The organism is Bradyrhizobium sp. U87765 SZCCT0048, assembly GCF_018131225.1.
Taxonomy (GTDB): Bacteria; Pseudomonadota; Alphaproteobacteria; order Rhizobiales; family Xanthobacteraceae; genus Bradyrhizobium_A.
This window is the reverse complement of record NZ_JAFCMM010000001.1, coordinates 2,395,077-2,419,980: the sequence shown is the minus strand read 5'-3', so window position 1 is coordinate 2,419,980 and position 24,904 is coordinate 2,395,077. Positions and strand designations below refer to the sequence as shown.

Sequence of the window (24,904 nt, the reverse complement as noted above, 5' to 3'; positions counted from 1 at the left end):
ACGTCAGCTCCGGATGTCCATGGCGGCGCGCAGGCCGTCGCTCAGCATGTTGAAGCAGATCGACACCGCGAAGATCATGGCGCCGGGCAGCGCCGCGACCATCGGGTTGGCGTAGATCGCGGTGCGCAGGGTATTGAGCATCAAGCCCCATTCGGGTTCCGGCGGCCGCGTGCCGAGGCCGAGGAACGACAGGCCGGAGGCGAGGATCATCGACACCGAGATCAGGCCGGTGGCGTACACGAAGATCGGGCCGAGCACGTTGCCGAGCATGTGCACGCGCATGATGGTCAGCGGTCCGGCGCCCGAGGCACGCGCGGCGTCGACGAAGTCGAGGTTGCGCACGCCGGTGGTGACGCTCTCGGCGACGCGGGTGATCTGCGGAATGAAGATGATGGTCAGCGACACGATGGAGTTGACGATGCCCGCGCCCAGCGCGCCGGAGATCGCGATCGCCAGCAGCACGGATGGGAACGCGTAGAACACGTCGACCGTGCGCATGATCATCGTGTTGACGCGGCCGCCGGCATAGCCGGCGATCAGTCCGAGGGCGGTTCCGGCGATGAAGGCGAGCCCGACGGGCAGGATGCCGATCAGCAGCGACAGGCGGCCGCCATAGATCAGGCGCGCCAGCATGTCGCGTCCCAGTTCGTCGGTGCCGAGCGGATAGTGCGGCGTGCCGATCGGCCGCAACCGCCGGATCATCGAGCCCTGGTAGGGATCGGCGAGACCGAGCCATGGCGCGAACACCGCCGACAGCACGATCGCCAGCAGGATGGCGAGGCAGATCATGCTGAGTGGATCGCGCCGCAGCCGGCGGCCGACGGTCGACCAGTAGCCGGTCGGCGCCCTGCTCGGGACGACTTGCGTGGCGGTATCGCTGAGGCTGGTCATGATGGGCCTCAGCGGCGGCTGATACGTGGATCGATCAGGGCTTGCGCCACGTCGACCAGCAGGTTGAGGAAGACGAAGAACAGCGCCAGCACCAGGATCGTCCCCTGCAGCAGCGGCAGGTCACGCTGGAAGATCGCGGAGTTCAGCAAAAGTCCCGTGCCGGGCCAGGAGAATACCGTTTCGATCAGGATCGAGCCGCCGAGCATGTAGCCGAGCTGCAGGCCCATCACCGCCATCGCGGTGGGTGCGGCATTGCGCAGCACATGGCGGAACACAGCCGTCTCGCGCAGGCCCTTGGCGCGCAGCGCCTCGACGAAATCCTGTGACAGGATATCGCCGGTCAGTGCGCGCACGGTGCGGGTGATGATGCCCATGGGAATGGCCGCCATGGTCACGGCGGGCAGCACGAGGTAGCGCAGGTGGGTCCAGTCCCAGCTCCAGGTATCGGAGCCGCCTGGGCCCGCGCCGACCGCGGGCAGCCAGTTCAACTGGACCGAGAAGACGATCACCAGCACGATGCCGAGCCAGTAGTGCGGCACCGACACGCCGGCGACCGCGACGGACGTCGCCAGCTTGTCGATCCAGGTGTTGCGGAAGTAGCCGGCGATGAGGCCGAGCGTCAGGCCGAGGACGAAGCCGATCAGCGCGGCGGCGATCGCCAGCATCACGGTGTTGCCGACCGCGCGGGTGACCTCGCCGAGCACCGGCCGTCCGGTGGCGATCGAGGTGCCGAGGTCGCCGTGCAGTGCCTTCCAGATCCACAGCCCGAACTGCACCGGCAGCGGCCGGTCGAAGCCATAGGCCGCGCGCAGCTGCGCTGCCAGTTCCTGGGAGGCGTCCGCCGGCAGTACGGCGACCAGTGGATCGCCGGGCGCGAGGTGAACCAGCAGGAAGCAGACCAGCGCGACGCTGATGACGATCGGGATCACATAGACGATGCGTCGGGCGATATAGGCCAGCACTCGGTCACCACCAATCTGACATCGACGGATCGGCGCACGGTGCGATCCGCCGTCCGTCCGTAGCGAACATGTTTCCCGGCAAGCCGCGCCCGCGCGGCGCGGCCCCGATCGGGAGCAGGGGCCTCGTGACGAGCGGCGGCAGAGTTGCGTGTCTCGTCACGAGGAGTAGTTGCAGGAGACGCGCCGGTGCCGTCACGGCTCCATGGTGACCGGCGAGAAGTCGACGAACCAGCTCTTGGGCTGGACGAAGTTCTTGATCTTCGGGCTGAGCGCGCGCGGGCCGACGTCATGGGCGACGTAAAGGAAGTCGGCGTCGTCGACGGAGGCGGCGTGCAGCTCGGCCAGCGCCTGGTCGCGCGCGGCGGGATCGAACGTCTGCCGCGCCTTCTTCACCAGCTCGTCGAACCGGGGATTGTTGACGAAGCCCCAGTTGTTGGACACCGGCGGCGCCATGCCGGACTGCAGGAAGCGCACCATGGCGAAGAACGGATCCATCGCCGCGAATGTCACGTTGATGGCATTGGAGCCATTGGCGGACGGATCCTTGGCGCCGCGCCGCCAGTTGGTGAACAGCGTGTTCCACTCGATGACGTCGAGCTGGACGTCGAAGTAGCATTCCGCCAGGGCCTGCTGCAGGTACTCGTTCATCGGCAGCGGCAGCATCTGGCCCGAGCCTGATGCGGAGGTCTGGATCTTGACCGTCAGCTTCTTGTTCGGGCCGTAGCCGGCCTCCTTCATCAGCGCCTGCGCCGCCGGCAGATCGTATTTGATCTGGAAGGTTGGCGAGCCGCGCCAGGGATGGCCGGGTTCGACGGTGCCGGTCGCGGGAACCATCAGGCCGCTGAGCAGACCGTCTTTCATGCCGTCGCGATCGATGCACAGATTGGCCGCCTTGCGCACACGGATGTCGTTCCACGGCGAGCCCTCGACCCGCGAGAACTGCCACGGCCACACATGCGGCTGCTCGTTGGCCTGAATCACGAAGCCGCGCTGCTTGATCTGCGCAAGCGCGTCAGGCGCGGGGGCTTCGATCCAGTCGACCTGGCCCGACAGCAGCGCCGCGGTGCGGGCATTGGCTTCGGGGATCGGGAGCAGCACCATGCGGTCGACATGCGGGACCCGCGCCTTGTCCCAGTAGGCATCGTTCTTGACCACCTCGAGCCGCTCGCGCGGCACGAAGCGCGCCATCTTCCACGGCCCCGTGCCGGAGGCATCGCGCGAGAACGCGTCCCATGCTGCGGCGGCTTTCGCCTTGGCGTCGGCGCCGGACGCGGCATCATAGAGCTTTTGCCACTTGGCGGGGCTCGCCATGAACAGGTTGGTGAGGTTGATCGGCAGGAAGCTATCGGGCTCCTTGGTGGTGAGTTCGACCGTCAGGTCGTCGATCTTGCGCGCCGAGAAGAGCGTCGGCATGCGCGAGGCGGTGACCCCGACCTGGCTGGCGTCGTATTGCGGCGCATCGGTCTTCAGCACCTTGTCGACGTTCCACACCACGGCATCAGCGTTGAAGGGCGAGCCATCGTGAAACGTGACGCCGGGCCGCAGCTTGAAGATCCACTTCTTGTTGTCGTTGGGATCGACGCTCCACTCGGTGGCGAGGCCGGGGATGACGATGCTTGGCTTGGTCGCGGACGACAGGTCCCACATGGTGAGGGCATCGTACATGGTGAGCCCGGTGAAGCGGTTGCCCTCGAAGCCCTGGTCCGGCTGTCCCAGCGTGCGCGGGATATCGGCGGCGGTCATTGCGATCCGCAGCACGGTCTCTGCGTTTGCATCACGATTGCCCAAGCTTGCGGCAGACAGCGCCAACAACGCAACCATGGCGCCCTTGCGAGCGGACCTCTTGAAGTCTCTGAACGTCATCCCAATTCCCCTGCAGAATGTGGTCAAACGGTATGCAACGCCTGTGCCAGTGGCTGGCTGATGTTTTGAAGAATGCCGAGTTCCATCGTCCTCGCCAAGGTCTCAAAAACGCCGCAGTGCAACCATCGCGTTGCATCATGGCTCACCCGCAGTGTGGGATGGCAACGGCGTGGGCCCGCAGATGCCGCGGGGCTCGGGAGCTTCCAATCCGATGAGTGATACTGCCACCACGCCGCGGACGCGAACCCGCGTGACGACCGAACGCCCGCGGCTGTACAAGGTCATCCTGGTCAATGACGACTACACGCCTCGTGAATTCGTCGTGATGGTGCTCAAGGCGGAATTCCGCATGACCGAGGACCAGGCGCATGCGGTGATGATCACCGCGCATCGGCGCGGCTCGTGCGTGGTCGCCGTGTTCGCCAAGGACATTGCCGAGACCAAGGCGACGCGGGCAACCGACGCCGGCCGCGCCAGGGGCTATCCGCTGCTGTTCACCACCGAGCCGGAAACCTGATTGGCACTGCGCTTGCTTTCCGATCCCTGCTGACGCAATGGTTGCGAAAGCCGCCGTGATGCCGCCCATGCCGAGAAAACCCGCCGCCCGCACTGCCGACCGCAGCACCCTGATCTACCGGGCGCTGTGGCACGCCATCTTGGAGCAGGCGTTGAAGCCGGGCACCAAGCTGCCGGAGGACACCATCGGCGAGCGGTTCGGCGCCAGCCGCACCATTGTGCGCGCGGCGCTGGCGCGGCTTGCGGCGGAGGGGCTGGTGGAGTTGCGCCGCAACCGCGGTGCCGCGGTCGCCAAGCCAAGTTGGGACGAGGCCCGCGATATCTTCGACGTGCGCGTTGGACTGGAGCGGCTCGTCGTCGCCCGGCTGACCAGCCGCGGCTTGCGCGGCGAACAGGTCAAGGCACTGCAGGCTCATGTCGATGCCGAGGAGAAAGCCCGCGGCAACAACGAACCGCTGTCGATCCGGCTCGCCACCGAGTTTCACATCCTGCTGGCGGAGATGACCGGCAACACGACGCTTGCGCGCTATCTCAGCGAGGTCGCCTCGCGCTGCGGCCTGATCCTCGCGCTCTACAGCCGGCCGCATTCGTCCGAGTGCGCTGTCAGCGAGCATCGCGCCATCATCGCTGCGCTGGTCGCCGGTGATGCCGCGGGCGCCGCAAGGTTGATGGATGTGCATCTCGATGCGGTCGCGAGCCGCGCGTTGATCACCGCCAGCCCGGATGACGAGCGTGACTTGCGCGATGTGCTTGCGACCTACTCCGCAGATCTTGCGCCCGCGCGCAAGGCCCGTACGGCGAAGTAGGCGGCGTACCGCCTCAAGCCTCTATACCGTGGCGCAGCAGCAGGCGTTCGGCGCTGTCGTTCCAGACATCCATTTGGATGATCAGGCCGCCGCGCACCACGAAGCGGTCGACATAGCGGTTGCCTTCGAATGGCGTGCCGTCCGGCCATTCGCCGTACAGCGTGCCCAGATTGTAGACGATGGTTTCGCCGTCCCCGGGGACGACGTCGGTACGCTGCATGTTCTTCTTTACCCACTTGTAGCGCCGGGCGTTGAATGCTGCGGTCTCGCTGGGGTGGGCGTAGCGACGGCCGCCGGTGAAGGTGATCACGAGTTCGGGCGAGATGTAGCGCGCGGCGGTTGCGGGGTCGGGAATCATCGAGGCTTCGAGGAAGCGCTCGACGATCGCTGCCGCGTGGGTGCTCTGGTCCGTCACGGTCGGCTGCGGCATGGTCATGGGGCGGGCTCCTTCGCGCTCGCGGGCAAAGTTTTCGTATTCAATGTAGCAAAAAATCGTATACGATCCTGCAAAAATAATGGGCGTAGCTGCTCGCTCGCTGCGCAACCGATCGGGTTTAGGCCGGCCTTTGTCGCGATTCCTGCAGTCCAATCAGTGCATACAATCTGGCACGACGTTTGCTTTTTGAAAGTCCTGGTTCTCCTCGGAGGGTAAGACCATGGCACTTCGCATTCGCAAAATTTCCCGAAGGCATCTGCTGGCGGCCGCGGGAGCCGTCCTGTCGCTCGCTGCGCTGTCGCCGGCTTTCGCCGACGACGTCGTCAAGTTTGGCCTGGTGGCGGCGATGTCCGGACAGTCGGCCAAGTCCGGCGAGGCCATCGTGCGCGGCCTGTCGGTCGCCATCGACGAGATCAACGCCAAGGGCGGCCTGCTCGGCAAGAAGGTCGTGCTGGTGGTGCGCGACGACGAGAGCAACCCGGCCAAAGGTGTCGTCGCGGCGCGCGAGCTTGCGCAGCGCGAACAGGTCGCGGCGATCTTCGGCGGGCTGGATACGCCGGTGTCGATGGCGATCGTGCCGTTCGCCAACCAGGCGAGAATTCCCTTTGTCGGCGTGTGGGCAGCGGGCACCCCGATCACCCGCAACGGCGCCGCTGAGAACTATGTGTTTCGCGTGTCGGCTGTCGATGCGCTGGTCGACGTCGCGCTGGTCAACTATGCCGAGAAGAAGTACGGCGCCAAGAAGCCGGGCATGATCCTGATCAACAATTCGTGGGGCGAGTCCAACGAGAAGGGGCTCAAGACCGCGCTCGACGACAGGAAAATCCCGAGTGCGGGTGTCGAGAAATTCGAGACCGCGGATGTCGATGTCGTGCCGCAGCTCACGCGGCTCAAGGAGGCAGGCGCCGACGCGCTGTTCCTCGTCGCGAACGTCGCCCCCTCGGCGCAGGTCGTGAAATCACTCGATCGGATGGGTTGGGACGTGCCGGTGGTGTCGCACTGGGGTCCGTCCGGCGGCCGTTTCACCGAGCTTGCCGGCGCCAGCGCCGAGAAGGTGCATTTCATCCAGACCTTCAGTTTCTCCGGCAATTCCAGCCCGAAAGCGCAGGCGGTGTTCGCGGCGTTGAAGGCGAAGTATCCGGAGATCAAGTCCTATGCCGACGTCACCCCCGCTGTCGGCATCGCCAACGCCTATGACGCGGCGCACCTCACCGCGCTGGCCATCGCCAAGGCCGGATCGACCGAGGGGCCGAAGGTCCGGGACGGCTTCTATGGCATCGACAGTTATGCCGGCCTGATCAAGACCTACGCCCGGCCGTTCTCGCCGCAGAATCAGGATGCGCTGTCGGCGGACGACTACATCTTCACCCACTTCAAGGGTGACGAGATTCTGCCGCTGACCAATTGAGTGACCATCGCGCTTGAAAGTCGATGCGGGCGAAGCCCTGCAAGGAGCGTCATCACCGTGCTTGACACGGCGGCCCATCTCGAAAGCTGAAGGCATGGCTACCGGGATGGATTGCCGCGTCAAGCCCGGCAATGATGCGGCAGGGGTGAGATGCCTGACGAACCAAAAGGGACAGTACGCATGCTGATCACTTCCTCCATCATATCCGGGCTCGGGCTCGGCAGCATGTACGGGCTGATCGCGCTCGGCTTCCACGTGACCTATGTGCTGTCGGGAACGGTCAATTTCGCCCAGGGCTCGTCGATGACGCTCGGCGCCGTGCTCGGCTATCTGTTCGCGCTGCGCATGGGTTGGCCGATGCCGCTGGCGGTCGCGGCGACGCTCGCCGCCTGCGCGCTGTTCGGCCTCGTGGTCGAGCGTTTCCTGGTGCGGCCGTTCGTCAGCCGCCGCTCGGAGGCGTGGCTGATGGCCACCGTCGCCGGCGGCATCGTGCTCGACAACCTGATGCTGTTCACCTTCGGCAAGGAGCCGCGCAGCTTTCCCTCGCCGCTCGCGGTCAAGCCGGTGACGCTGTTCGGCGCCGGGGTCTATCCACTGCAGATGGTCATTCCGGTGGTGGGACTCGGCATTGCGCTGGCGCTGCATCTTACGCTGCGTCACACCTATCGCGGCAAGGCATTGCTCGCGGTGGTGCAGAACCGCGATGCGGCACGGCTGATGGGGATCCACGTCCGCCGCACCGTGGCGGCGTCGTTCGCGCTGTCGACCGTGCTGGCCGGCCTCGCGGGTCTGTTGATCGCGCCGCTGTACAACGTCAATTCGGAGATGGGCACGCTGTTCGGCATCAAGGCGTTCGCGGTCGCCATTCTCGGCGGCATCACGTCGGCCTGGGGCGTCATGCTCGCCGGCCTGCTGTACGGCCTGATCGAGGCGCTGGTCACCGCGTCGCTGGGGTCGAGCTACACCCAGATCGTCGCGTTCAGCGTGGTCATCCTCGCCCTGGTGGCGATGCCGCACGGCCTGCTCGGCCGCGCCGCCGTGAACAAGGTGTGACGATGCGTGGTCCATCCTCCCTGCTGATGCCTGCCGCCATCGTCGCCGTGACGATCGCCGGCTGTGCCATTGCCTTCGCAACGTCTGGCTATGCCCATCTCGTGCTGTCGCTGGTGGCGCTGACCACCATCGTCGGTGTCGGCCTCAACATCCTGCTCGGGCTCGGTGGCCAGATCTCGCTGGGCCATGTCGGCTTCTATGCCATCGGCGCCTACGCGGTGGCGATCCTCACTCTGCACGGCGTCAATTTCTGGCTGGCGCTGGCCGCGGCGACGCTGCTCGCTGGTGCGCTCGGCGGCCTGCTGGCGCTGCCCGCGCTGCGGGTCAAGGGGCCGTATCTGGCGATGGTCACCATCGCCTTCGCCTTCATCGTCCAGCACGCCATCATCGAGTGGAAGGATCTGACCGGCGGTCAGAACGGCCTGATGGGACTGCCGCCGCCGTCGCTCGGCGGGGTGGTGCTCGGCGAGCGCGAGATGGCGTTGCTGTCGGTCGTGCTCGCCGGAGCGGCGCTCGCGATCTTCGCGCGCATCGCCGGCGGCAGCTGGGGCAAGGCGATGGTGGCGGTGCGCGACAGCGAGGTCGCGGCGCGTTCGCTCGGGCTCAATCCGGTCGTGGTCAAGACCATGGCGTTCGCGCTGTCGGCGGCATTCACCGGCCTTGCCGGCGGGCTGTTCGCACCGCTGATGATGTTCATCGCGCCGGACTCGTTCCCGTTCTCGCAGTCGATCCTGTTCCTGCTCGCGGTGATGGTCGGCGGCGCCGGCTGGGTGTTCGGCCCGCTGGTCGGCGCGATCATCACGGTCATGCTGCCCGAATTGCTGTCGGGCCTCGCCGAGTACCGCCTGTTGATGTTCGGAGCGTTGCTGCTGGCGGTGCTGTGGCTCGCGCCGGAAGGGGTGATGGGATCGCTGGCGCGCCTTGGCATGCGCTTCGTCGCGCGGTCCGGGCGGCCGACCACCGGCGATCGTGGGGTTGATCTCGGCGCGTTCCTGCGCGCGTCACGCGAGGCGCCGGGGCTTGTGGTCCGCGACGTCGGGCTGTCGTTCGGCGGCATTCGCGCCGCGTCCGGGGTGACATTCACGGCGCCGCCGCGGGCGGTCACCAGCATCATCGGTCCGAACGGCGCCGGCAAGACCACCGTGCTCAACATCGTCAGCGGTTTCTACCGGCCCGAGACCGGCAGTGTCGCGCTGGGCGCGGCGGAGCTCGCGAGGGCGTCGGCCTGGCGCGTGGCGCGCGCCGGCATCACCCGCACGTATCAGACGACCCAGCTGTTCGAGAGCATGACCGTGATTGAGAACGTGCTGATCGCACTGCGCGGCGGCCGGCTCGGCCATCCGTTCTCCGGGTTTTCGGGCGCGGCGGAGCGCGACGTCGCCGAGACGCTGCTGGCGTTCGTCGGCTATCGTGGTGTGTGCGACGTCCCTGCCGGTGACCTCCCACATGTCGACCGGCGGCTGGTCGAGATTGCGCGGGCGCTGGCGACACGGCCGCGCGTTCTGCTGCTCGACGAGCCCGCAGCCGGACTGATGCGGGCCGACAAGACGGAGCTGAGCGCGCTGCTGCGGCGGATCGCTGATCTCGGCATCGCTGTGATCCTGGTCGAGCATGACATGGCCATGGTGATGGGCATCTCCGACCATGTCGTCGTGCTCGATGCCGGCATGGTCATTGCGGCCGGCACACCCGACGAGGTTCGGCACGAGCCGCGGGTGCTCGCGGCCTATCTTGGCGACGCCGGGTTACGAGCCCGCCCGCGCCTGCGGGAGTGGACAGGGTCGCGCGACGCGGTGCTCGCCTGCGTCGGTCTGTCTGCTGGCTACGGCGCGGCGCCGGTGCTGGATAGCATCGACATCGATATCTGCGAAGGCGAGATGGTCGCGCTGCTCGGCGCCAACGGCGCCGGCAAGTCCACGGCAATGCGAGCGATCAGCGGGTTGCTGCGGCCCGTGGACGGCAACGTCCTGCTCGACGACGCCAGCATCGGTGCGCGCGAGGCGCACAGCATCGCCTATGCCGGTCTCGCGCTGGTGCCCGAGGGACGGCAGGTATTCGCCGAACTCAGCGTCTACGACAATATCCTGCTCGGCGCCTATACCCGCGGACGGATCGACCGGCGTGCCGAGGCCGAGGCGGTGCTGAAGCGCTTTCCGCGCCTGCGCGAACGCATCGACAGCCGCGCCGGCCTGTTGTCCGGCGGCGAGCAGCAGATGCTGGCGATCGCGCGGGCGCTGATGGCGAAGCCGCGCGTGCTCCTGCTCGACGAGCCGTCGCTGGGCTTGTCTCCGGCGATGGTCAATGAGCTGTTCGACATTCTAGCCGAGCTGCGCGACGAGGGCGTGACCATCCTGCTGGTCGACCAGATGGCGGCGCTGGCGCTGACGGTCGCGGACCGCGGCTATGTGCTAGAGGCGGGGCGCGTCGTCCGTACGGGAACAGCACAGGAACTGGCTGGCGATCCTGCCCTCGAGGCGGCCTATCTCGGGCACAGCGAAGCCGCCGAATAGCTGACGACGAGGACTTCAAGACATGCCTTTCGACCTCATCCTGCGCCAGGCGGCGCTTGTCGGACGATCCGCCCCGGTCGATATCGGCGTCCGCGCCGGGATCATCGCCGAGATCGCGCCGCGCATTGCTGCGTCCGCGCGCGAGATCGCGCTCGACGGCCGCCTCGTCACGCCCGGCTTCGTCGACAGCCACATCCACCTCGACAAGGCCTGCCTGACCGGGCGCTGTGTCTGCCAGACGGGTACGCTGGGCGAAGCGATCGCAGCCGTCGCCGCAGCCAAGCGCGATTTTACGGAGGAGGACATTTATCAGCGCGGCGCGCGGACGCTGGAGAAGGCGATCGTGCAAGGCACCAACCGGATGCGGACCCATGTCGAGGTCGATCCGCGCGTCGGGCTCAAGGGCTTTCGCGCCGTCAGCGCGCTGCGGCGCGACTATCGCTGGGCGATCGACCTGCAGATCTGCGTGTTCCCGCAGGAGGGATTGCTCAACGATCCCGGCGCCGAGGATCTGCTTGTCGAAGCCTGCGCCACCGGCGCCGATCTGATCGGCGGATGCCCCTATGCCGACAGCGATCCCGCCGGACAGATCGCGCGCATCTTCGACATTGCAGGCCGCTTCGATATCGACATCGATTTCCATCTCGATTTCGATCTCGACCCGTCGTGGATGCATCTCGACGAGGTCTGCCGGCAGACAGCGCGCCATGGCTTCGGCGGCCGCGTCGCCGCCGGGCATGTCACCAAGCTGTCGGAGCTGGCGCCGGACGACCTCGCGGCCGTCTCGACGCGGCTCGCGGACGTCGGCGTTGCGCTTACGGCGCTGCCGGCGACGGATCTCTTCCTGATGGGAGCGGGACGTAGCCACAGCGTGCCGCGCGGCGTGGCGCCGCTGCATCGGGTGGCCGACAGCGGCGTCACCTGTTCGCTCGCCACCAACAATGTGCTCAATCCGTTTACGCCGTTCGGCGACTGCTCGCTGCTGCGCATGGCCAATCTCTATGCCAACGTGCTGCAGATTGGCACGCCGGACGGGCTCGCGGCCTGCTTCGATATGATCACGGCCGGCCCGGCGCGGCTGATGCGGCTCGGCGGCTATGGCATCGCCGTCGGCGCCCCGGCTAATCTGGTCGCGCTCGATGCTCATGATCCGGCCGAGGCGGTGGCAACGCTGGCATCGCCGCTTTTTGGCCTGCGTCACGGCGAGATGACGTTCTCGCGGCCGGCAGCGCAGTTGCTGCGCCCGCTGGCGCAGGAAGCACTAGCGGGCTAGCTGCGACGGTGATGGCCCCAGGTTGCCATGTTACGGTGACGATTGCGCTGTAAGGCGGTTCGTGATCGGTTGGCCGCCCTGCCGACCTCGCAGCTTCAGGAGATTTGCCGCGTGTCCCATCCCGCTTTGTCGTCCGGGTCCGTCGCCGTCGTCACTGGCGGCGCGTCCGGCATCGGCCTTGCCGCAGCGAAGCGTTTCGCCGCGCTCGGCCTGTCCGTGTGCATCGCCGATCTCGGCGAGGATCGCCTCGCCGCGGCCGCTTCCGCAATTGCATCGGCGTCGCCGCACGGCGCCGACGGTGTGATGGCGGTGGCGACCGACGTCGGCCGTGAGGATGAACTGCACCGTCTGCAGGATGCCGTCGCCACGCGTTTCGGCGGCACCGATGTGCTGATGAACAACGCCGGGGTTCAGCCGGGCAGCGCACTGTTCGGTCCGCTTGCGAACTGGGAGCAGGTCCTCGGCGTCAATCTCTGGGGTGTGATCCATGGCACGCGGGTGTTCGCGCCGGCGATGATCGCACGTGGCCGGCCTGGTCTGATCGTCAACACAGGATCGAAGCAAGGCATCACCACGCCGCCGGGCGATCCGGCCTACAACGTCGCCAAGGCGGGCGTGAAGGCATTCACTGAGGCGCTGCAGCACGAGCTGCGCAACACCGCAGGCCATGGCCTCAGCGCCCATCTGCTCATTCCGGGATTCGTGTTTACGGGCATCACCGCCCGCGGCCGCACGGAAAAGCCCGCAGCGGCGTGGACGCCCGAACAGACGGTCGATTTCATGATCGCGCGTCTGGAGGCGGGGGACTTCTACATCCTGTGCCCGGACAACGACGTGCCGCGTGCGCTCGACGAGCGGCGCATCCTGTGGGCCGCCGGCGACATCGTTGAGAACAGGCCGGCGCTGTCGCGCTGGCATCCGGATTACGCGGAGGCGTTTGCCGCGTTCGTCAGACAGGCCTGATCATTGACGACCACGGCGTGTCCCGCGAAAAGGACACGCCGTTGCCATGTGTGGAGGTCGCCCGGTCAGGCGGCCGACGCCTGCCCCTGGTGTTGCGCCAGCCAGTTGCGCGCCAGCGTCAGGTCGGCTTGCGACAATTCGTGGCCCGACGGCAGCACGCGCCGTTCGACATCTGCGCCGGCAGCGGAGAGCATCGCCGCCAGCCGTTCGCCATTGGCCGCGGGCACGATCGGGTCGCGTGTGCCCGAGGCCACCAGCACCGAGGTGCCGGCAAGGTCGGCCGGTGGCGGCGTTTCGAGCGGCACCATGGCGCGCAGCAGGATGCCGCCGCGCAACACGCCGGGACGCAGCAGCATCACCGCTGCGGCGATGTTGGCGCCATTCGAGTAGCCGAGAGCGATCGGTGCTGCGAGGTCATACTCGGCACGCGCGGCCGCGACGAAGTCGGCGAGCTCGTGCGCCCTCCGGCGCACGTCGTCCTCGTCGAACACGCCTTCCGCCAGACGGCGGAAGAACCGTGGCATGCCGTGCTCCAGCACCTGGCCGCGGACCGCAAGCAGCGTCGATCCCGGCGCCACCATGCGGCCGAGCGGCAGCAGGTCGTTCTCGTCGCCGCCGGTGCCATGCAGCAGCAGCAGGGGAGTGGCGTCGGGCCGGTTGCCCGGCTCGACGCGGTGGGTGAAAGACAATCTGGACATTACGCAGCCTTTGCCTTTTCGATCGCCGGCAGCACGTTCTCGATGTCCTTGCGGTGCGGTTCGAGGAACGCCGGCAGCTTCAGCTCCTGCCCCAGTGTGGCGAGCGGTTCGTCGATCGCAAAGCCGGGGATGTCGGTCGCGATCTCGAACAACACGCCGCCCGGTTCGCGGAAGTAGATCGAGCGGAAGTAGTTGCGGTCCTTCTGCTCGGTCGGGTGCATGCCGTGGTCGTGCACCAGCTTGCGGGCCATCTCGGCCTCCGCGACGTCGTCAGCCGCGCGGAAGGCGATATGATGGACCGAGCCGCGGCCCATCCGTCCCGGCAGGAAGCCCTTGGCCTCGTAGATATCGACAATGCCGCCGGCGGCGTCGGACGCCTGGTAGCGGACCGTCGAAGCTTCGCGGCCGACCTCGGTGAAGCCGAACACGTCCGTGAGGATTGCTCCGGTCTTCGCGGCGCTGTCGAGCAGCAGCGTGACGCCATGGAAGCCGCGGATCGCATGCTCCGCCGGGACATCGCCATCGCTCCAGCCGGCCTCGTTCTCCGCGCCGGGGACGCCGACGAGCGCAAGGCTCATGCCGTCCGGATCGGTGAACGTCAGCACCGTCTCGCCGAAGCGCTTCTCCAGCGGCTCATGGGCGACACCCTTCTCGATGAAGCGGTGGGTCCAGTAGCCGATCGAGCGCGCCGGAACGCGAAAGGAGGTCTGGTGCGTCTGGCCGACGCCGCCGCGACCGGCCGCCGCGTGCTCCCACGGGAAGAAGGTCAGGATGGTGCCGGGGCGGCCGGCCTCGTCGCCATAGTAGAAGTGGTAGGTGCCGGGATCGTCGAAATTGACGGTCTTCTTGACCAGCCGCAGGCCCAGCGTCCGGGTGTAAAAGTCGAGGTTGCGCAGGGCGTTACCGGCGATCGCGGTGACGTGGTGGATGCCAGACATGGTGTCGTCTCCGTTGGTTTGAGGTGTGGTGTTCGTCTGGCGGTGATATTGGCTCGGCCCGATTTAAAGACAATCTGGCAATATATGACATTACTGTCTATAAAACGGAAACAATCGATCGGGGAGAGATCATGGACAAGCTGGAGGGGCTACGGGCCTTCGTGAAGGTGGTCGAGCACGGCAGCTTCTCGGAGGCGGGGCGGGCCCTGCGGCTATCGCGCTCGGCGGTGAGCAAGTACATCGCGGACCTCGAGAATGATCTCGGGGTGCAACTGCTCAATCGCACCACGCGCCATGTCAGCCCGACGGAAAACGGCCAGGCCTATTTCGAACGGGTGCTGGGCGTGCTCGGCGATCTCGACGCTGCTGATCAGGCTGTCGCTGACCTGCAGGCGACGCCGCGCGGCCTGTTGCGGGTCAACGCGCCGATGTCGTTCGGCACGCTGCAGCTCGGGCCGGCGATCGCGGACTTCATGGTGCGCTATCCCGACCTGCGCATCCAGCTCGTGCTCAGCGACCAGCAGGTCGATCCGGTGCAGGACGGTCTCGACGTCACGCTGCGCATCGCCGATCTCGAAGCCTCCAGCCTGATCGCGCGCAAGATCATGCCGATCGACCGCGTGGTCTGCGCTTCGCCGGATTATCTGGCGAAGCATGGCGCACCGCGCCATCCCACCGATCTGCGCGATCACAATTGCCTGACCTACGGCTATCTCTCCACCGGCAACCAGTGGAAGCTCAGCGGCAAGGACGGCGATCACTGGATCCAGCCGTCCTGGACGCTGTGCGTCAACAACGCCGAGGTGCTGCGCGACGCGGCAGTCGGCAGTCGCGGCGTGGCGCTGCTGCCGGTATTCATTGCGGACGCCGCGTTGCGCGGCGGCGAACTGCAGGCGGTGCTGTCGGACTATCGCGCGCCGCCGCTGACGCTGTATGCGATCTATCCGCCGACGCGCCATCTCGCACTCAAGGTGCGATTGTTCATCGATTTCCTGGTGGAACGCTTCGCGGCCGGGAGCTAGGCCCGGCTGGAAGTGGAACTTTTTCGGTGCAGCGGCGTTGCCCGCCGTCCTCTTGGCTGTTCCGGAGTCCTGCCAGGTTGCCCTCCCGCATCGAAGACTACGCCCTGATCGGCGACTGCCTCACCGCCGCGCTTGTCGGCCGTGATGGCTCGATCGACTGGCTTTGCTGGCCGGCATTCGATTCCGAAGCCTGTTTCGCCGCCTTGCTGGGGACGCCCGATCACGGGCGCTGGCTGATCGCGCCGCAGCGGTCGGGCAGCACTGTCACCCGCGCGTATCGTCGTGAAACGCTGATCCTGGAGACGCGCTTCACGTGTGACACGGGTGTTGTCACCCTGGTCGACTTCATGCCGCCGCGTGGGGAAGCTTCCGATATCGTGCGCATCGTTCGCGGCGACAGCGGCCGCGTCGCCATGTCGATGGAGCTGGTGCTGCGTTTCGGCACCGGCGCGAACATTCCCTGGGTGCGGCGGCTCGATGACGGCACGCTGCTGGCGGTCGCCGGGCCGGACATGGTGGTGCTCCGCACTCCCGTCGATGTCCGCGGCGAGAACATGACGACGGTGGCGACCTTCGATGTCGAGGCCGGCGACGTCGTGCCGTTCGTGCTCACCTATCAGGCCTCGCATCGTCCGGTCCCCGCTTCGGTCGACCCGCTGCAGGCGATGGCCGACACCGAAGCCTTCTGGACCGAATGGTCGAGCCGCAGCACCTATCACGGCAAGCGGCGCGAGCTGGTGCAGCGCTCACTGATCACGCTCAAGGCGCTGACCTTTGCGCCGACCGGCGGCATCGTCGCTGCGCCGACCGCCTCGCTGCCTGAAAAGATCGGTGGCGCGCGCAACTGGGACTATCGCTACTGCTGGCTGCGCGATGCGACGTTCACGCTGTTCTCGCTGATGAACAGCGGCTACTACGCCGAGGCCGGCGAATGGCACAACTGGCTATTGCGCTCGGTGGCCGGTTCGCCGGCGGACCTTCAGATCATGTACAGCATCACCGGCCAGCGCCGTCTGCTGGAATGGGAGGCGGGATGGCTGCCGGGGTATGAGGGATCACAGCCGGTGCGGTTCGGCAATGCCGCGCACGCCCAGCTGCAGCTCGATGTCTATGGTGAGCTGCTCGACACCTTTCATCACGCGCGCAAGGCGGAGGTCGAACTCGACGGGGGCACCTGGGCGCTCGAATGCGCCATTCTCGATCACGTCGCCGAAGTCTGGATGCAGCCCGACAGCGGCATCTGGGAAGTGCGCGGAGCCGGACGACACTATGTGTTCTCCAAGGTGATGTGCTGGGTGGCGTTCGATCGCGGGATCAAGAGTGCCGAAGCGTTCGGCTTCGATGCACCGGTCGATCTGTGGAAGCAGCTCCGCGAGCGCATCCATGCCGATATCTGTACCAACGGCATCGATCCCGATACGGGGGGCTTTGTCGTCGCCTATGGTGGCAACACGCTGGATGCGAGCCTGTTGCTGCTGCCGTCGGTGGGCTTCCTGCCGGTCGGCGATCCGCGCATCGCGGCGACCATTGCCGGTATCGAGCGGCATCTGATGCGCGATGGCTTCGTGCTGCGCCACGACCCGCGCGAGCCCCGCCCGGACGAGGTCGAGCCGATCGAAGGCGCATTTCTCGCCTGCACGCTGTGGCTCGCGGATTCCTATGTGATGCGCGGCGATATCGAGAAAGCGCGTGAACTGTTCCTGCGGGTGGCCGGCGTTGCCAACGATGTCGGCCTGATTTCGGAGGAATACGATCCGGTGTCACGGCGACAGACCGGAAATTTTCCTCAGGCGCTCACCCACATCGCGCTGATCAACACCGCGCACAACATCTACGAGGCGGTACATTCGAGCAGGAAGCCGGTCGTGCAGCGACCGGGCTGAACGGCGCTGGAGCAGGCGGTAGCGCAGCGGCGAGGGTGCCGGACGCGGCGCGTCTCAACCGTGGCTGCGCAGCACCTCGTCCATCGCCCTGGCGAAGCCGTCCTCGGTGTTGCTCGCAGTGGTCCGGCTCGCCTTCGCCTTGACCGCGTCGCTGGCGTTGCCCATGGCGAACGACAGCCCGCTGACGCCGAACATCGGCACGTCGTTCGGCATGTCTCCGATGGTGGCGATGCTTGCCATGGGGACGCCGAGCCGGGCGCCCAGCGCAGCGACGAAGGTGCCCTTGTCGTGACCGGGCGGCGTGATATCGAGGTAATAGTTCTGCGAACGGGCGACATGCGCCTGCGCGCCGATCATGGCCTTCAGCTCGGCTTCGCCGTCGGCGAGCCGGGCAAAGTCGCCGCTGACGCCGACGATCTTGCAGCATCGATCGAGATAGGGCGCGTCGTCGGAGATGAAACGCGGCGCGGTGCTGATGGCGTGCTGCTCGCGCGGCACATAGCGGTCGTCGTCGCGATGGGCAAGCCATTCGGTGCCGGTGAACAGCCAGATGTCGAAGTTCTTGCGTGCGAGAAAGGCGACGCTCTGCCGTGCCGCGTCCGGCGGGACCACATGCTCGTCGAGAACGGCGAGATCCGGTGCGACCACGGAGGAGCCGTTGAACGGGCCGATCGGCAGTTGCAGCTCGAGCTCCCTGATCAGGGCCTGCATGCCGTATCCCGGACGGCTGCTGGTCAGCGAGAAGCCGATGCCGCGCTGACGCAGCGCAGTGATCGCGGCCCGCGCGGCCGGTGTGATCTGCTTGTCGGGCGTCACCAGCGTGCCGTCGATATCGGACACGACAAGGGCGATGGGCTGGGCAGCGGTCATGACGGGGCTCGCGCTGGAAGGCCGAGATCGTCGATGATCGCGGCAACGATGGTGTCGACGTTCGCGTCGACGGCGATCGTGATCACCGGCTCGTCCGGACCGGGCTCCTCGAGCGCGGCGAACTGGCTGTCGAGCAGTGACGGCGGCATGAAATGGTCGTGCCGCGCCGCGAGGCGACTGGCGATCAGCTCGCGCGTTCCCTTGAGGTAGACGATCCGCACGTCGGAGCGGCCGTGAACCAGAATATCGCGGTAGGTCCGCTTGAGCGCCGAACAGGCGATGATCAGCGGCGCCGCCGCATGGGATGCATGGCTGTCGATCGCGGCTGCGATGGCCCGCAGCCATGGCCAGCGATCGTCGTCGGTCAGGGGGATGCCGGCGGACATCCTGGCGATGTTGGCCGCAGGATGGAAGCTGTCGGCATCCGCGCAGGTCAGTCCGGTCCGCTGCGCGAGAGCGGCGGCGACGGTGCTTTTGCCCGAGCCCGACACCCCCATCAGGATGATGGCGGCGAGAGGGTCAGGCGTCCGGTCGGTCATCATGCATCGTTCAGGTGGTCACGTTCAGATTCGCGGGTCTTGCCGCCTCGTCGATCAGCCACACCGTCTCGCCATCGCTGGCGCGGGCATGGGCGGCGGGCAGGTCGGCGCCGGCGATCAGCCGCTGCAGGACAGCCTGCTTGTCGTGGCCAGCCACCACAAACAGCATCTCTGACGTCGACGCAAGGCTGGTGAAGGTCAGGCTGACGCGCGGCACGAACGGCGAGACATTGGCGCGTGGCACGCCGACCACCCACTTGCGGCGCTCGGCGAGGGCCGCGGCGTCGTTGGGAAACAGGGAGGCAACGTGGCCGTCCGGGCCGATGCCGAGCAGCACGAGATCGAAGAGCGGTCGCCCGCCGCGCTGGCTGGCGTGGAAAGTCGTCAGCGTACGCGCGTAGCCGTCGGCGGCTTCGTCCGGCGTCGCCGCGCCGGTGGGAATGGCGTGGACGGTGCCGGGCGCAGCGCAGGTGTCGAGAAAGGCGCGGCGCGCCATGCCGATATTGCTGAGGGGGTCGTCCTGCGCGACGAAACGGTCGTCGCCGATGAACCAGTGCACCTGCGACCAGGGAATCCGATCCCGCCAGGGAGGCGTCGCGAGCAGTTCATAGAGCCGCCTGGGCGTCGAGCCGCCGGTCAGGCAGACCGCCGCGGGCACCGCGCTGGTTGCAATCCGGTCGACAAGCCGCTGCGCGGCGACTTCCGCCAGCGCCGCCGGATCCGAGCGCACGATGACATGGCGCGGGTCCGGCGCCGTCATTCGCCGTCGAGCCTGCGCCAGCGGCGGCCGTCGCGTTCGATCAGGCTGTGCGCCTCGCGAGGGCCATCGGTGCCGGCCCGATAGAGTGCAAGGCCGTCGCCTCCGGCACGCTGCCAGGCGTCCAGGAATGGCTGCACGGCCTGCCAGCCGGCTTCGACGCTGTCGGCGCGCTGGAACAGGATGTTGTCGCCGATCATGCAGTCGTAGATCAGCGTCTCGTAGCCGGTGCTCGGCGCCGCCTTGAAGTAGTCCTTGTACTTGAAACGCATCTCGACGCCGTCGATGGCGACGGTGGGGCCTGGCACCTTGGTGTTGAACTGCAGGGTGATGCTCTCGGTCGGCTCGATGCCGATCACGAGGTAGTTCTGCGACAACCGCTCGACCTCGGTGGCGCGGAACATCGAGAACGGCGCCTGCTTGAAGCGGATCGCGACCTCGGTGCGCTTCGAGGTCAGCGCCTTGCCGGTGCGCAGATAGAACGGCACGCCGGCCCAGCGCCAGTTGTCGATGGTCAGCTTCATCGCCGCGTAGGTCTCGGTGACGCTCGCCGGATCGACATCTGGCGTGCTGCGATAGTCGGCGATGGGCTTGTCGCCGCTGCGTCCGGCGACATACTGGCCGCGTACCGAATTGTGCAGGGCCTCTTCCGGCGTCTGGATCTGGATCGCCGACAGCACTTCGCCTTTTTCCGAGCGCACCGAATGGGCGTCGAAGCGCGACGGCGGCTCCATGGTCACCAGCGACAGCAACTGGAACAGATGGTTCGGCACCATGTCGCGCATCGCGCCGGTGGCGTCGTAGAAGCTGCCGCGGCGGCCGACGTCCAGCATCTCCGACACGGTGATCTGGACATGGTCGATATGGTTGCGATTCCAGATCGGCTCGAACATGCCGTTGGCGAAGCGGAACACCAGGATGTTCTGCACCGTCTCCTTGCCGAGATAATGATCGATCCGGTAAATCTGGTGTTCGTCGACGATCCGCAGCAGATCGTGATTGAGCTGTTGCGCCGATGCGAGATCGGTGCCGAACGGCTTCTCGATGACGAGGCGGCGCCAGCCGCCGTTCTCTTCGCGCAGCAGGCCAGTGCGTCCGAGTTCCTCGCTGATCGGTTTGAAGGCGGTCGGCGGCACCGCCATGTAGAACAGCACGTTGTGGATGCCGCGCTTGGCGATATCGTCGAGATGGGCCTTGAGGCGGTCGAACGAGCCGTGGTCGCGGGGATCGGCATGGACGCTGGTGACGCAGTCGAAAAGCTTGCCGGCGATGCCCTTGTCAATGGGGCGGGTCGCGAACTTGTTGAGAGCGCCTAGCAGGTCGTCGCGCAGCGAACTGCTCTGCATCTCGGTGCGGGTGACGCCGACGACGCAGAACTGGTCTGGCAACAGGCCGGCCTCGGCGAGGTTGTAGAGCGCGGGCGTCACCAGACGGTGGGCCAGGTCGCCGGTCACGCCGAAGATGACGAAACAGCAGGGGTCCGGAATTTTCGGCTTCGCGGTCGTGTCTGAGCTCATGGGAATTCTGGTCGGCCTCGCAGGTTGACGGCGGGTGTCAGGTGGCTTTCGGAGGCTCGACATGGCCGCCGAAGCCATGCCGCATTGCCGAAAGGATCTTTTCGGCGAAGGTGTGGTCCTTGCGCGAGCGGAAACGGGCATAGAGCGCTGCGGTGATCGCTTCCGCCGGCACCGCCTCGCTGATCGCCGCTTCGATGGTCCAGCGGCCTTCGCCGGAATCCTCGACGAAGCCGGAGTACGCTTCGAGCGTCGGGTTGCCGGCGAGGGCGGTTGCGGTCAGGTCGAGCAGCCACGAGGTGATCACGCTGCCGCGCCGCCACACCTCCGCGACATCAGCGACGTCGATGTCGAAGCGGTGTTCTTTGGGCAGTGCGTCGATGCCGGCGTTCTTGAGGATGTCGAAGCCCTCGGCATAGGCCTGCATCACGCCGTACTCGATGCCGTTATGGATCATCTTGACGAAGTGGCCGGCACCGCTGGGGCCGGCGTGGACGTAGCCCTGCTCGACGCGCGGGTCGCGGCCATCGCGGCCCGGCGTGCGCGGGATCGCGCCGGCGCCAGGCGCCAGGGTGGCGAAGATCGGGTCGAGGCGATCGACGATGGCCTTCTCGCCACCGATCATCATGCAGTAGCCACGCTCCAGGCCCCACACGCCGCCGCTGGTACCGACGTCGACATAGTGGAGGTCTTTGTCCCTGAGCGTTCGCGCGCGGCGGATGTCGTCCTGCCAGAAGGTGTTGCCGCCATCGATGATGGTGTCGCCGGGAGACAGGAGCGAGGCGAGGGTCGTGATCGTGTTTTCGGTGATCGTGCCCGCGGGCAGCATCACCCATACCACCCGCGGCGCCCGCAGTTTCCTGACGAGGTCTTCGAGCGAGCCGCTGGCCGCGGCGCCGGCGGCGGCGAGGTCGCCGACCGCCTTGGGGTTCTGGTCGTACACCACCACCTGGTGCTGGCCCCTGGTGATGAGGCGACGCGTGATGTTGCCGCCCATGCGTCCGAGGCCGACGAGGCCGATCTGCATCTTGCTCTGTCCTGGTTACGAAAGCGCGCTATCGGCGGCGTCACGGATGGCTGCGAGCCCCTTGGCGAGGTCCCCTTTGATGTGCAGCCGCAACGCCCGGCGGCCGCGTTCGGTCAGGACGTCGAAGTCGCCGCGCGCCTGCGCCGCCTTGATGACACCAAAGCTCGCCTTGTGGCCGGGCACGGCAAGGTCGGCGGTATCGTCGGCCGTGATCTGCAGGAACACGCCGCTGTCGGGGCCGCCCTTGTAGGCCTGGCCGGTGGAGTGCAGGAAGCGCGGACCGAAGCCGACGCAGGTCGCGACATGCCTGCGATCCCTGATCGCCATGCGCAACGCGTGCGCGGCCGCAATGTGGGCATCGTCGCGGTCGACATAGGCGAGCAAGGCGGCATAGTCGCCGGACTTGATCCGGCCGAAATGCGCCTTGAGCCAGGACGCGACGCTGCCATCGGCGCCGGCCTTGCGCAACGCGGCGGCGTTCGCCGCATCGGTGTAGATGGCGATGGTGCCGTCGGTGACGACGGCGGTCTCCGCTGGCAAAGCGCCGGTGCTCTCAAACGCGGCGGTCAATTCGCGCGTCTTGACCTTGGCGGCCTCGACGTCGGGCTGGTCGAACGGGTTGATGCCGATGACGGCGCCGGCGACCGCGGTCGCGATCTCGAAACGGAAGAACTCCTGGCCGATGTGCAGCGGATCGGTCACCGCGATCCGCACCACCGGATGGCCGGCCTTTTCCAGTGCGGCGAGCGTGGCCTCTCGGGCGTGATCGTCCTTGAGGCTGAGATCGACGAAGACACGGTCATGGCCGTATACTTCCGGCGTGCCGAGGGTCTCTCCCTCCAGCGGGATCAGCGCCTTGCCGTTCTTGCCGGTCGATTCGGCGATGAGCTGCTCGACCCAGGCGCCGAAGTCGCCGATCTCTGCCGATGCGGTCAGCGTGACCTTGTCTTTGCCGAGCAGGGCGGCGGCGCCGAGCGCCAAGCCAAGCTGTACGCCGGGATTCTCGTCCGGCGGTACGTCGGGTCCACAGGCTCGCACCATGCTGGCCGCGGCCTCGAGAAAACGGCCGAGATCAAGCCCGGTGGCGGCGGCCGGCACGAGGCCGAACGGCGACAGCACGGAATAGCGACCGCCAATGCTGGGATCGCCATGGAATACGTGGGCGAAGCCGCGGGTCCTGGCGGTCTTTTCCAGCGACGATCCCGGATCGGTGACGGCCACGAAATGCTGGCCGGCCTTGTCGCCCTGGCTTTCGCCGACCCTCGCGAAGAAATAGTCCATCAGCGCGTTGGGCTCGGTGGTGCCGCCGGACTTGCTGGACACGATGAACAGCGTGGTGGCGAGCTTGATCGACGCTTCGGTGCGTCGGATCTGCGCCGGGTCGGTGGAATCCAGAATCGTGAGCCTGGGGAAGCCAGCGACATGGCCGAAGGTCGTGGCGATAACCTCGGGGCCGAGACTGGAGCCACCCATGCCCAGCACCACCGCGTCGGTGAAGCCCTGCAACCGCACCCATTGGGCGAACGCCTGATAGCGCGACAGATCGGCCTGCCCGTGGGTGACCGCATCGAGCCAGCCGAGCCACTTGGCTTCGTCCTGTCCGGTCCATACCGCGGCATCACGCGCCCACAGGCTGCGGATCAGGCCGCCCGCGCGCCATGTGTCGGCGAGCTTCCTGAACGGCGCCTCGACGTCGGGCGCGAGGCGGATCGACTGGCCGTCGATGCGTGCGGACAGCAGTGTCGCACGCTTGTGGGCGACCGCGCCGAGCAGCTTGTCGAAGGCTTCGGCGAAGAGTGTCACGCCTTCCTCGACCAGACGGTCGGTGATTGCCTCCAGCGAAATGCCGGCGCGTGCCAGTTCGGCGAGCACGCGCTCGGCCTCCGGCACGTTTTCTTCGAGACTGTCGCGCAGCTTGCCGTGGTCACGGAAGGCATCGAGCGTCGCCGGCGGGACGGTGTTGACGGTGTCCTGGCCGATCAGTTCCTCGACGTACAGCACGTCGCTGTAGGCCTTGTTCTTGGTGCCGGTCGACGCCCACAGCAGGCGCTGCACCCGCGCGCCCTTCTCGGCAAGCTTCGCCCAGCGCTCGGTGGCGATCACGTTCCTGTAGTGCTGATAGGCGAGCTTGGCGTTGGCGATCGCCACCTTGCCCTTGAGCGCCTCGAGCGCCGCCTTCTTGTCGGCGTCGTTGGCCGCCGCGATCTTGCCGTCGAGGTCCTTGTCGACCGCGCTGTCGATGCGGCTGACGAAGAAACTCGCGACACTCGCGATCCGCTTGGGATCGCCGCCGCCGGCAACCCATTTTTCGAGGCCGGCGATGTAGGCATCGAGCACGCTGGCATAGAGTTGCTGGGAGAACAGCAGCGTCACGTTGACGTTGATGCCCTGAGCGATCAGCGCTTCGATGGCCGGCAGGCCTTCCGGCGTGCCCGGCACCTTGATCATCAGGTTGTCGCGGCGCACGGCGCGCCACAGCCGCTCCGCCTCGGCGATGGTGCCGGCGGTGTCGCGGGCGAGATAGGGCGACACCTCGAGGCTGACATAACCGTCATCGCCATGAAGGGCGTCATAGACCGGCCGCAACACGTCGGCGGCGTTCTGAATGTCTTCGACCGCCAGCGTCTCGTAGAGGTCGCCGACGGAGCGGTCGCGCTCTCCGAGGAGGCGGGCGATCGCCTGATCGTATTCGGTGCTCCCGGCGATGGCTTTTTCGAAGATCGACGGGTTCGAGGTCACGCCCCGGACCCCATCCTGGTCGATCAGGCCTTTGAGATCCCCATGGGCAATGAAGTTCCGGGCCAGGAAGTCGAGCCAGATTGCCTGGCCGTGCTTTTGAAGCGCTTTGATGGGATTCATGGGGCCTGTTCTGTTGAGCTGGCAGGGTGGGGCGCCGACGCCCAGGGAGATTAACGCCGGGAACTTGGAAAGTATCCCGAGTTTGAAACCCTTATCGGCTATTTTATGAACAGGAC

Annotated in this window: 21 protein-coding genes; 9 read left to right on the top strand and 12 right to left on the bottom strand. The window is 66.8% G+C overall.

The features are described 5' to 3' along the window. Positions 1–3: 3 nt before the first annotated feature. The 3 genes from JQ639_RS10685 to JQ639_RS10675 all read right to left on the bottom strand — a co-directional run bounded on the left by JQ639_RS10685 (position 4) and on the right by JQ639_RS10675 (position 3,674). On the bottom strand, positions 4–891 hold the full coding sequence (locus JQ639_RS10685; protein WP_211966081.1) for an ABC transporter permease: 888 nt from the start codon (positions 889–891) through the stop codon (positions 4–6). Between the two features lie 8 nt (positions 892–899). Next, a complete protein-coding gene (locus JQ639_RS10680; protein ID WP_211966080.1) occupies positions 900–1,853 on the bottom strand; it encodes an ABC transporter permease in 954 nt (317 codons plus the stop codon). 192 nt (positions 1,854–2,045) lie between these two features. Continuing rightward, positions 2,046–3,674, bottom strand: a complete 1,629-nt coding sequence (locus JQ639_RS10675; protein WP_249123049.1) for an ABC transporter substrate-binding protein — start codon at positions 3,672–3,674, stop codon at positions 2,046–2,048. 253 nt (positions 3,675–3,927) lie between these two features. On the opposite strand from JQ639_RS10675, the gene clpS reads away from it, so the two are divergent. Both clpS and JQ639_RS10665 read left to right on the top strand, forming a co-directional pair. Continuing rightward, positions 3,928–4,233 (top strand): ATP-dependent Clp protease adapter ClpS, encoded by a 306-nt coding sequence (clpS, locus tag JQ639_RS10670; protein ID WP_211966078.1) that lies wholly within the window; start codon positions 3,928–3,930, stop codon positions 4,231–4,233. 58 nt (positions 4,234–4,291) lie between these two features. Beyond that, positions 4,292–5,038, top strand: coding sequence for a GntR family transcriptional regulator (locus tag JQ639_RS10665; RefSeq protein WP_371745066.1), 747 nt, complete (start codon positions 4,292–4,294; stop codon positions 5,036–5,038). Positions 5,039–5,051: 13 nt separating this feature from the next. Here JQ639_RS10665 and JQ639_RS10660 read toward each other — a convergent pair whose 3' ends face one another. Continuing rightward, a complete protein-coding gene (locus JQ639_RS10660) occupies positions 5,052–5,468 on the bottom strand; it encodes a nuclear transport factor 2-like protein (RefSeq protein WP_211966563.1) in 417 nt (138 codons plus the stop codon). Between the two features lie 226 nt (positions 5,469–5,694). Here JQ639_RS10660 and JQ639_RS10655 point away from each other — a divergent pair, with 226 nt between their 5' ends. The 5 genes from JQ639_RS10655 (at position 5,695) to JQ639_RS10635 (ending at position 12,681) form a co-directional block, all read left to right on the top strand. Beyond that, positions 5,695–6,882: an ABC transporter substrate-binding protein gene (locus tag JQ639_RS10655; protein WP_211966076.1), complete on the top strand. Its 1,188-nt coding sequence runs from the start codon at positions 5,695–5,697 to the stop codon at positions 6,880–6,882. A 180-nt stretch (positions 6,883–7,062) separates the two neighbouring features. Beyond that, complete coding sequence (locus JQ639_RS10650; protein WP_371745048.1) at positions 7,063–7,935, top strand: branched-chain amino acid ABC transporter permease; 873 nt, start codon at positions 7,063–7,065, stop codon at positions 7,933–7,935. Between the two features lie 2 nt (positions 7,936–7,937). Then, positions 7,938–10,445: a branched-chain amino acid ABC transporter ATP-binding protein/permease gene (locus JQ639_RS10645; protein WP_211966075.1), complete on the top strand. Its 2,508-nt coding sequence runs from the start codon at positions 7,938–7,940 to the stop codon at positions 10,443–10,445. 22 nt (positions 10,446–10,467) lie between these two features. Then, positions 10,468–11,718, top strand: coding sequence for an amidohydrolase family protein (locus tag JQ639_RS10640; RefSeq protein ID WP_211966074.1), 1,251 nt, complete (start codon positions 10,468–10,470; stop codon positions 11,716–11,718). Positions 11,719–11,829: 111 nt separating this feature from the next. Then, on the top strand, positions 11,830–12,681 hold the full coding sequence (locus tag JQ639_RS10635; protein ID WP_211966073.1) for an SDR family NAD(P)-dependent oxidoreductase: 852 nt from the start codon (positions 11,830–11,832) through the stop codon (positions 12,679–12,681). Between the two features lie 65 nt (positions 12,682–12,746). On the opposite strand, the gene JQ639_RS10630 is transcribed toward JQ639_RS10635, so the two are convergent. Both JQ639_RS10630 and JQ639_RS10625 read right to left on the bottom strand, forming a co-directional pair. Further along, entirely contained in the window at positions 12,747–13,379 is a 633-nt protein-coding gene (locus JQ639_RS10630; protein WP_211966072.1) for an alpha/beta hydrolase, read from the bottom strand. Then, positions 13,379–14,317, bottom strand: coding sequence for a ring-cleaving dioxygenase (locus JQ639_RS10625; protein WP_211966071.1), 939 nt, complete (start codon positions 14,315–14,317; stop codon positions 13,379–13,381). Before JQ639_RS10625 ends, JQ639_RS10630 begins: the two co-directional genes overlap by 1 nt. A gap of 131 nt (positions 14,318–14,448) precedes the next feature. Here JQ639_RS10625 and JQ639_RS10620 point away from each other — a divergent pair, with 131 nt between their 5' ends. Together JQ639_RS10620 and JQ639_RS10615 are read left to right on the top strand one after the other, a co-directional pair. Beyond that, positions 14,449–15,339: a LysR family transcriptional regulator gene (locus tag JQ639_RS10620; RefSeq protein ID WP_211966070.1), complete on the top strand. Its 891-nt coding sequence runs from the start codon at positions 14,449–14,451 to the stop codon at positions 15,337–15,339. A gap of 77 nt (positions 15,340–15,416) precedes the next feature. Continuing rightward, positions 15,417–17,222, top strand: coding sequence for a glycoside hydrolase family 15 protein (locus tag JQ639_RS10615; protein ID WP_211966069.1), 1,806 nt, complete (start codon positions 15,417–15,419; stop codon positions 17,220–17,222). A 54-nt stretch (positions 17,223–17,276) separates the two neighbouring features. Here the strand turns inward: JQ639_RS10615 and JQ639_RS10610 are convergent, their stop codons facing one another. From JQ639_RS10610 to JQ639_RS10585, 6 genes are read right to left on the bottom strand one after another with little or no spacing between them, the layout of a single operon-like run. Beyond that, complete coding sequence (locus tag JQ639_RS10610; RefSeq protein WP_211966068.1) at positions 17,277–18,092, bottom strand: Cof-type HAD-IIB family hydrolase; 816 nt, start codon at positions 18,090–18,092, stop codon at positions 17,277–17,279. Then, the gene (locus JQ639_RS10605; protein ID WP_249123048.1) at positions 18,089–18,631 is read right to left on the bottom strand and encodes a gluconokinase; all 543 of its coding nucleotides are present in this window, start codon (positions 18,629–18,631) and stop codon (positions 18,089–18,091) included. Before JQ639_RS10605 ends, JQ639_RS10610 begins: the two co-directional genes overlap by 4 nt. A gap of 10 nt (positions 18,632–18,641) precedes the next feature. Then, the gene (gene pgl, locus JQ639_RS10600) at positions 18,642–19,391 is read right to left on the bottom strand and encodes a 6-phosphogluconolactonase (protein WP_211966067.1); all 750 of its coding nucleotides are present in this window, start codon (positions 19,389–19,391) and stop codon (positions 18,642–18,644) included. After that, positions 19,388–20,905 (bottom strand): glucose-6-phosphate dehydrogenase, encoded by a 1,518-nt coding sequence (gene zwf / locus JQ639_RS10595; protein ID WP_211966066.1) that lies wholly within the window; start codon positions 20,903–20,905, stop codon positions 19,388–19,390. The genes pgl and zwf overlap by 4 nt, the downstream gene beginning before the upstream one ends. A gap of 37 nt (positions 20,906–20,942) precedes the next feature. Continuing rightward, positions 20,943–21,929 carry a phosphogluconate dehydrogenase (NAD(+)-dependent, decarboxylating) gene (gene gnd / locus JQ639_RS10590; RefSeq protein ID WP_211966065.1) on the bottom strand — a complete coding sequence of 329 codons (987 nt, stop codon included), beginning with the start codon at positions 21,927–21,929 and terminating at the stop codon, positions 20,943–20,945. Between the two features lie 15 nt (positions 21,930–21,944). After that, complete coding sequence (locus JQ639_RS10585) at positions 21,945–24,788, bottom strand: bifunctional transaldolase/phosoglucose isomerase (RefSeq protein ID WP_211966064.1); 2,844 nt, start codon at positions 24,786–24,788, stop codon at positions 21,945–21,947. Positions 24,789–24,904 lie beyond the last annotated feature (116 nt).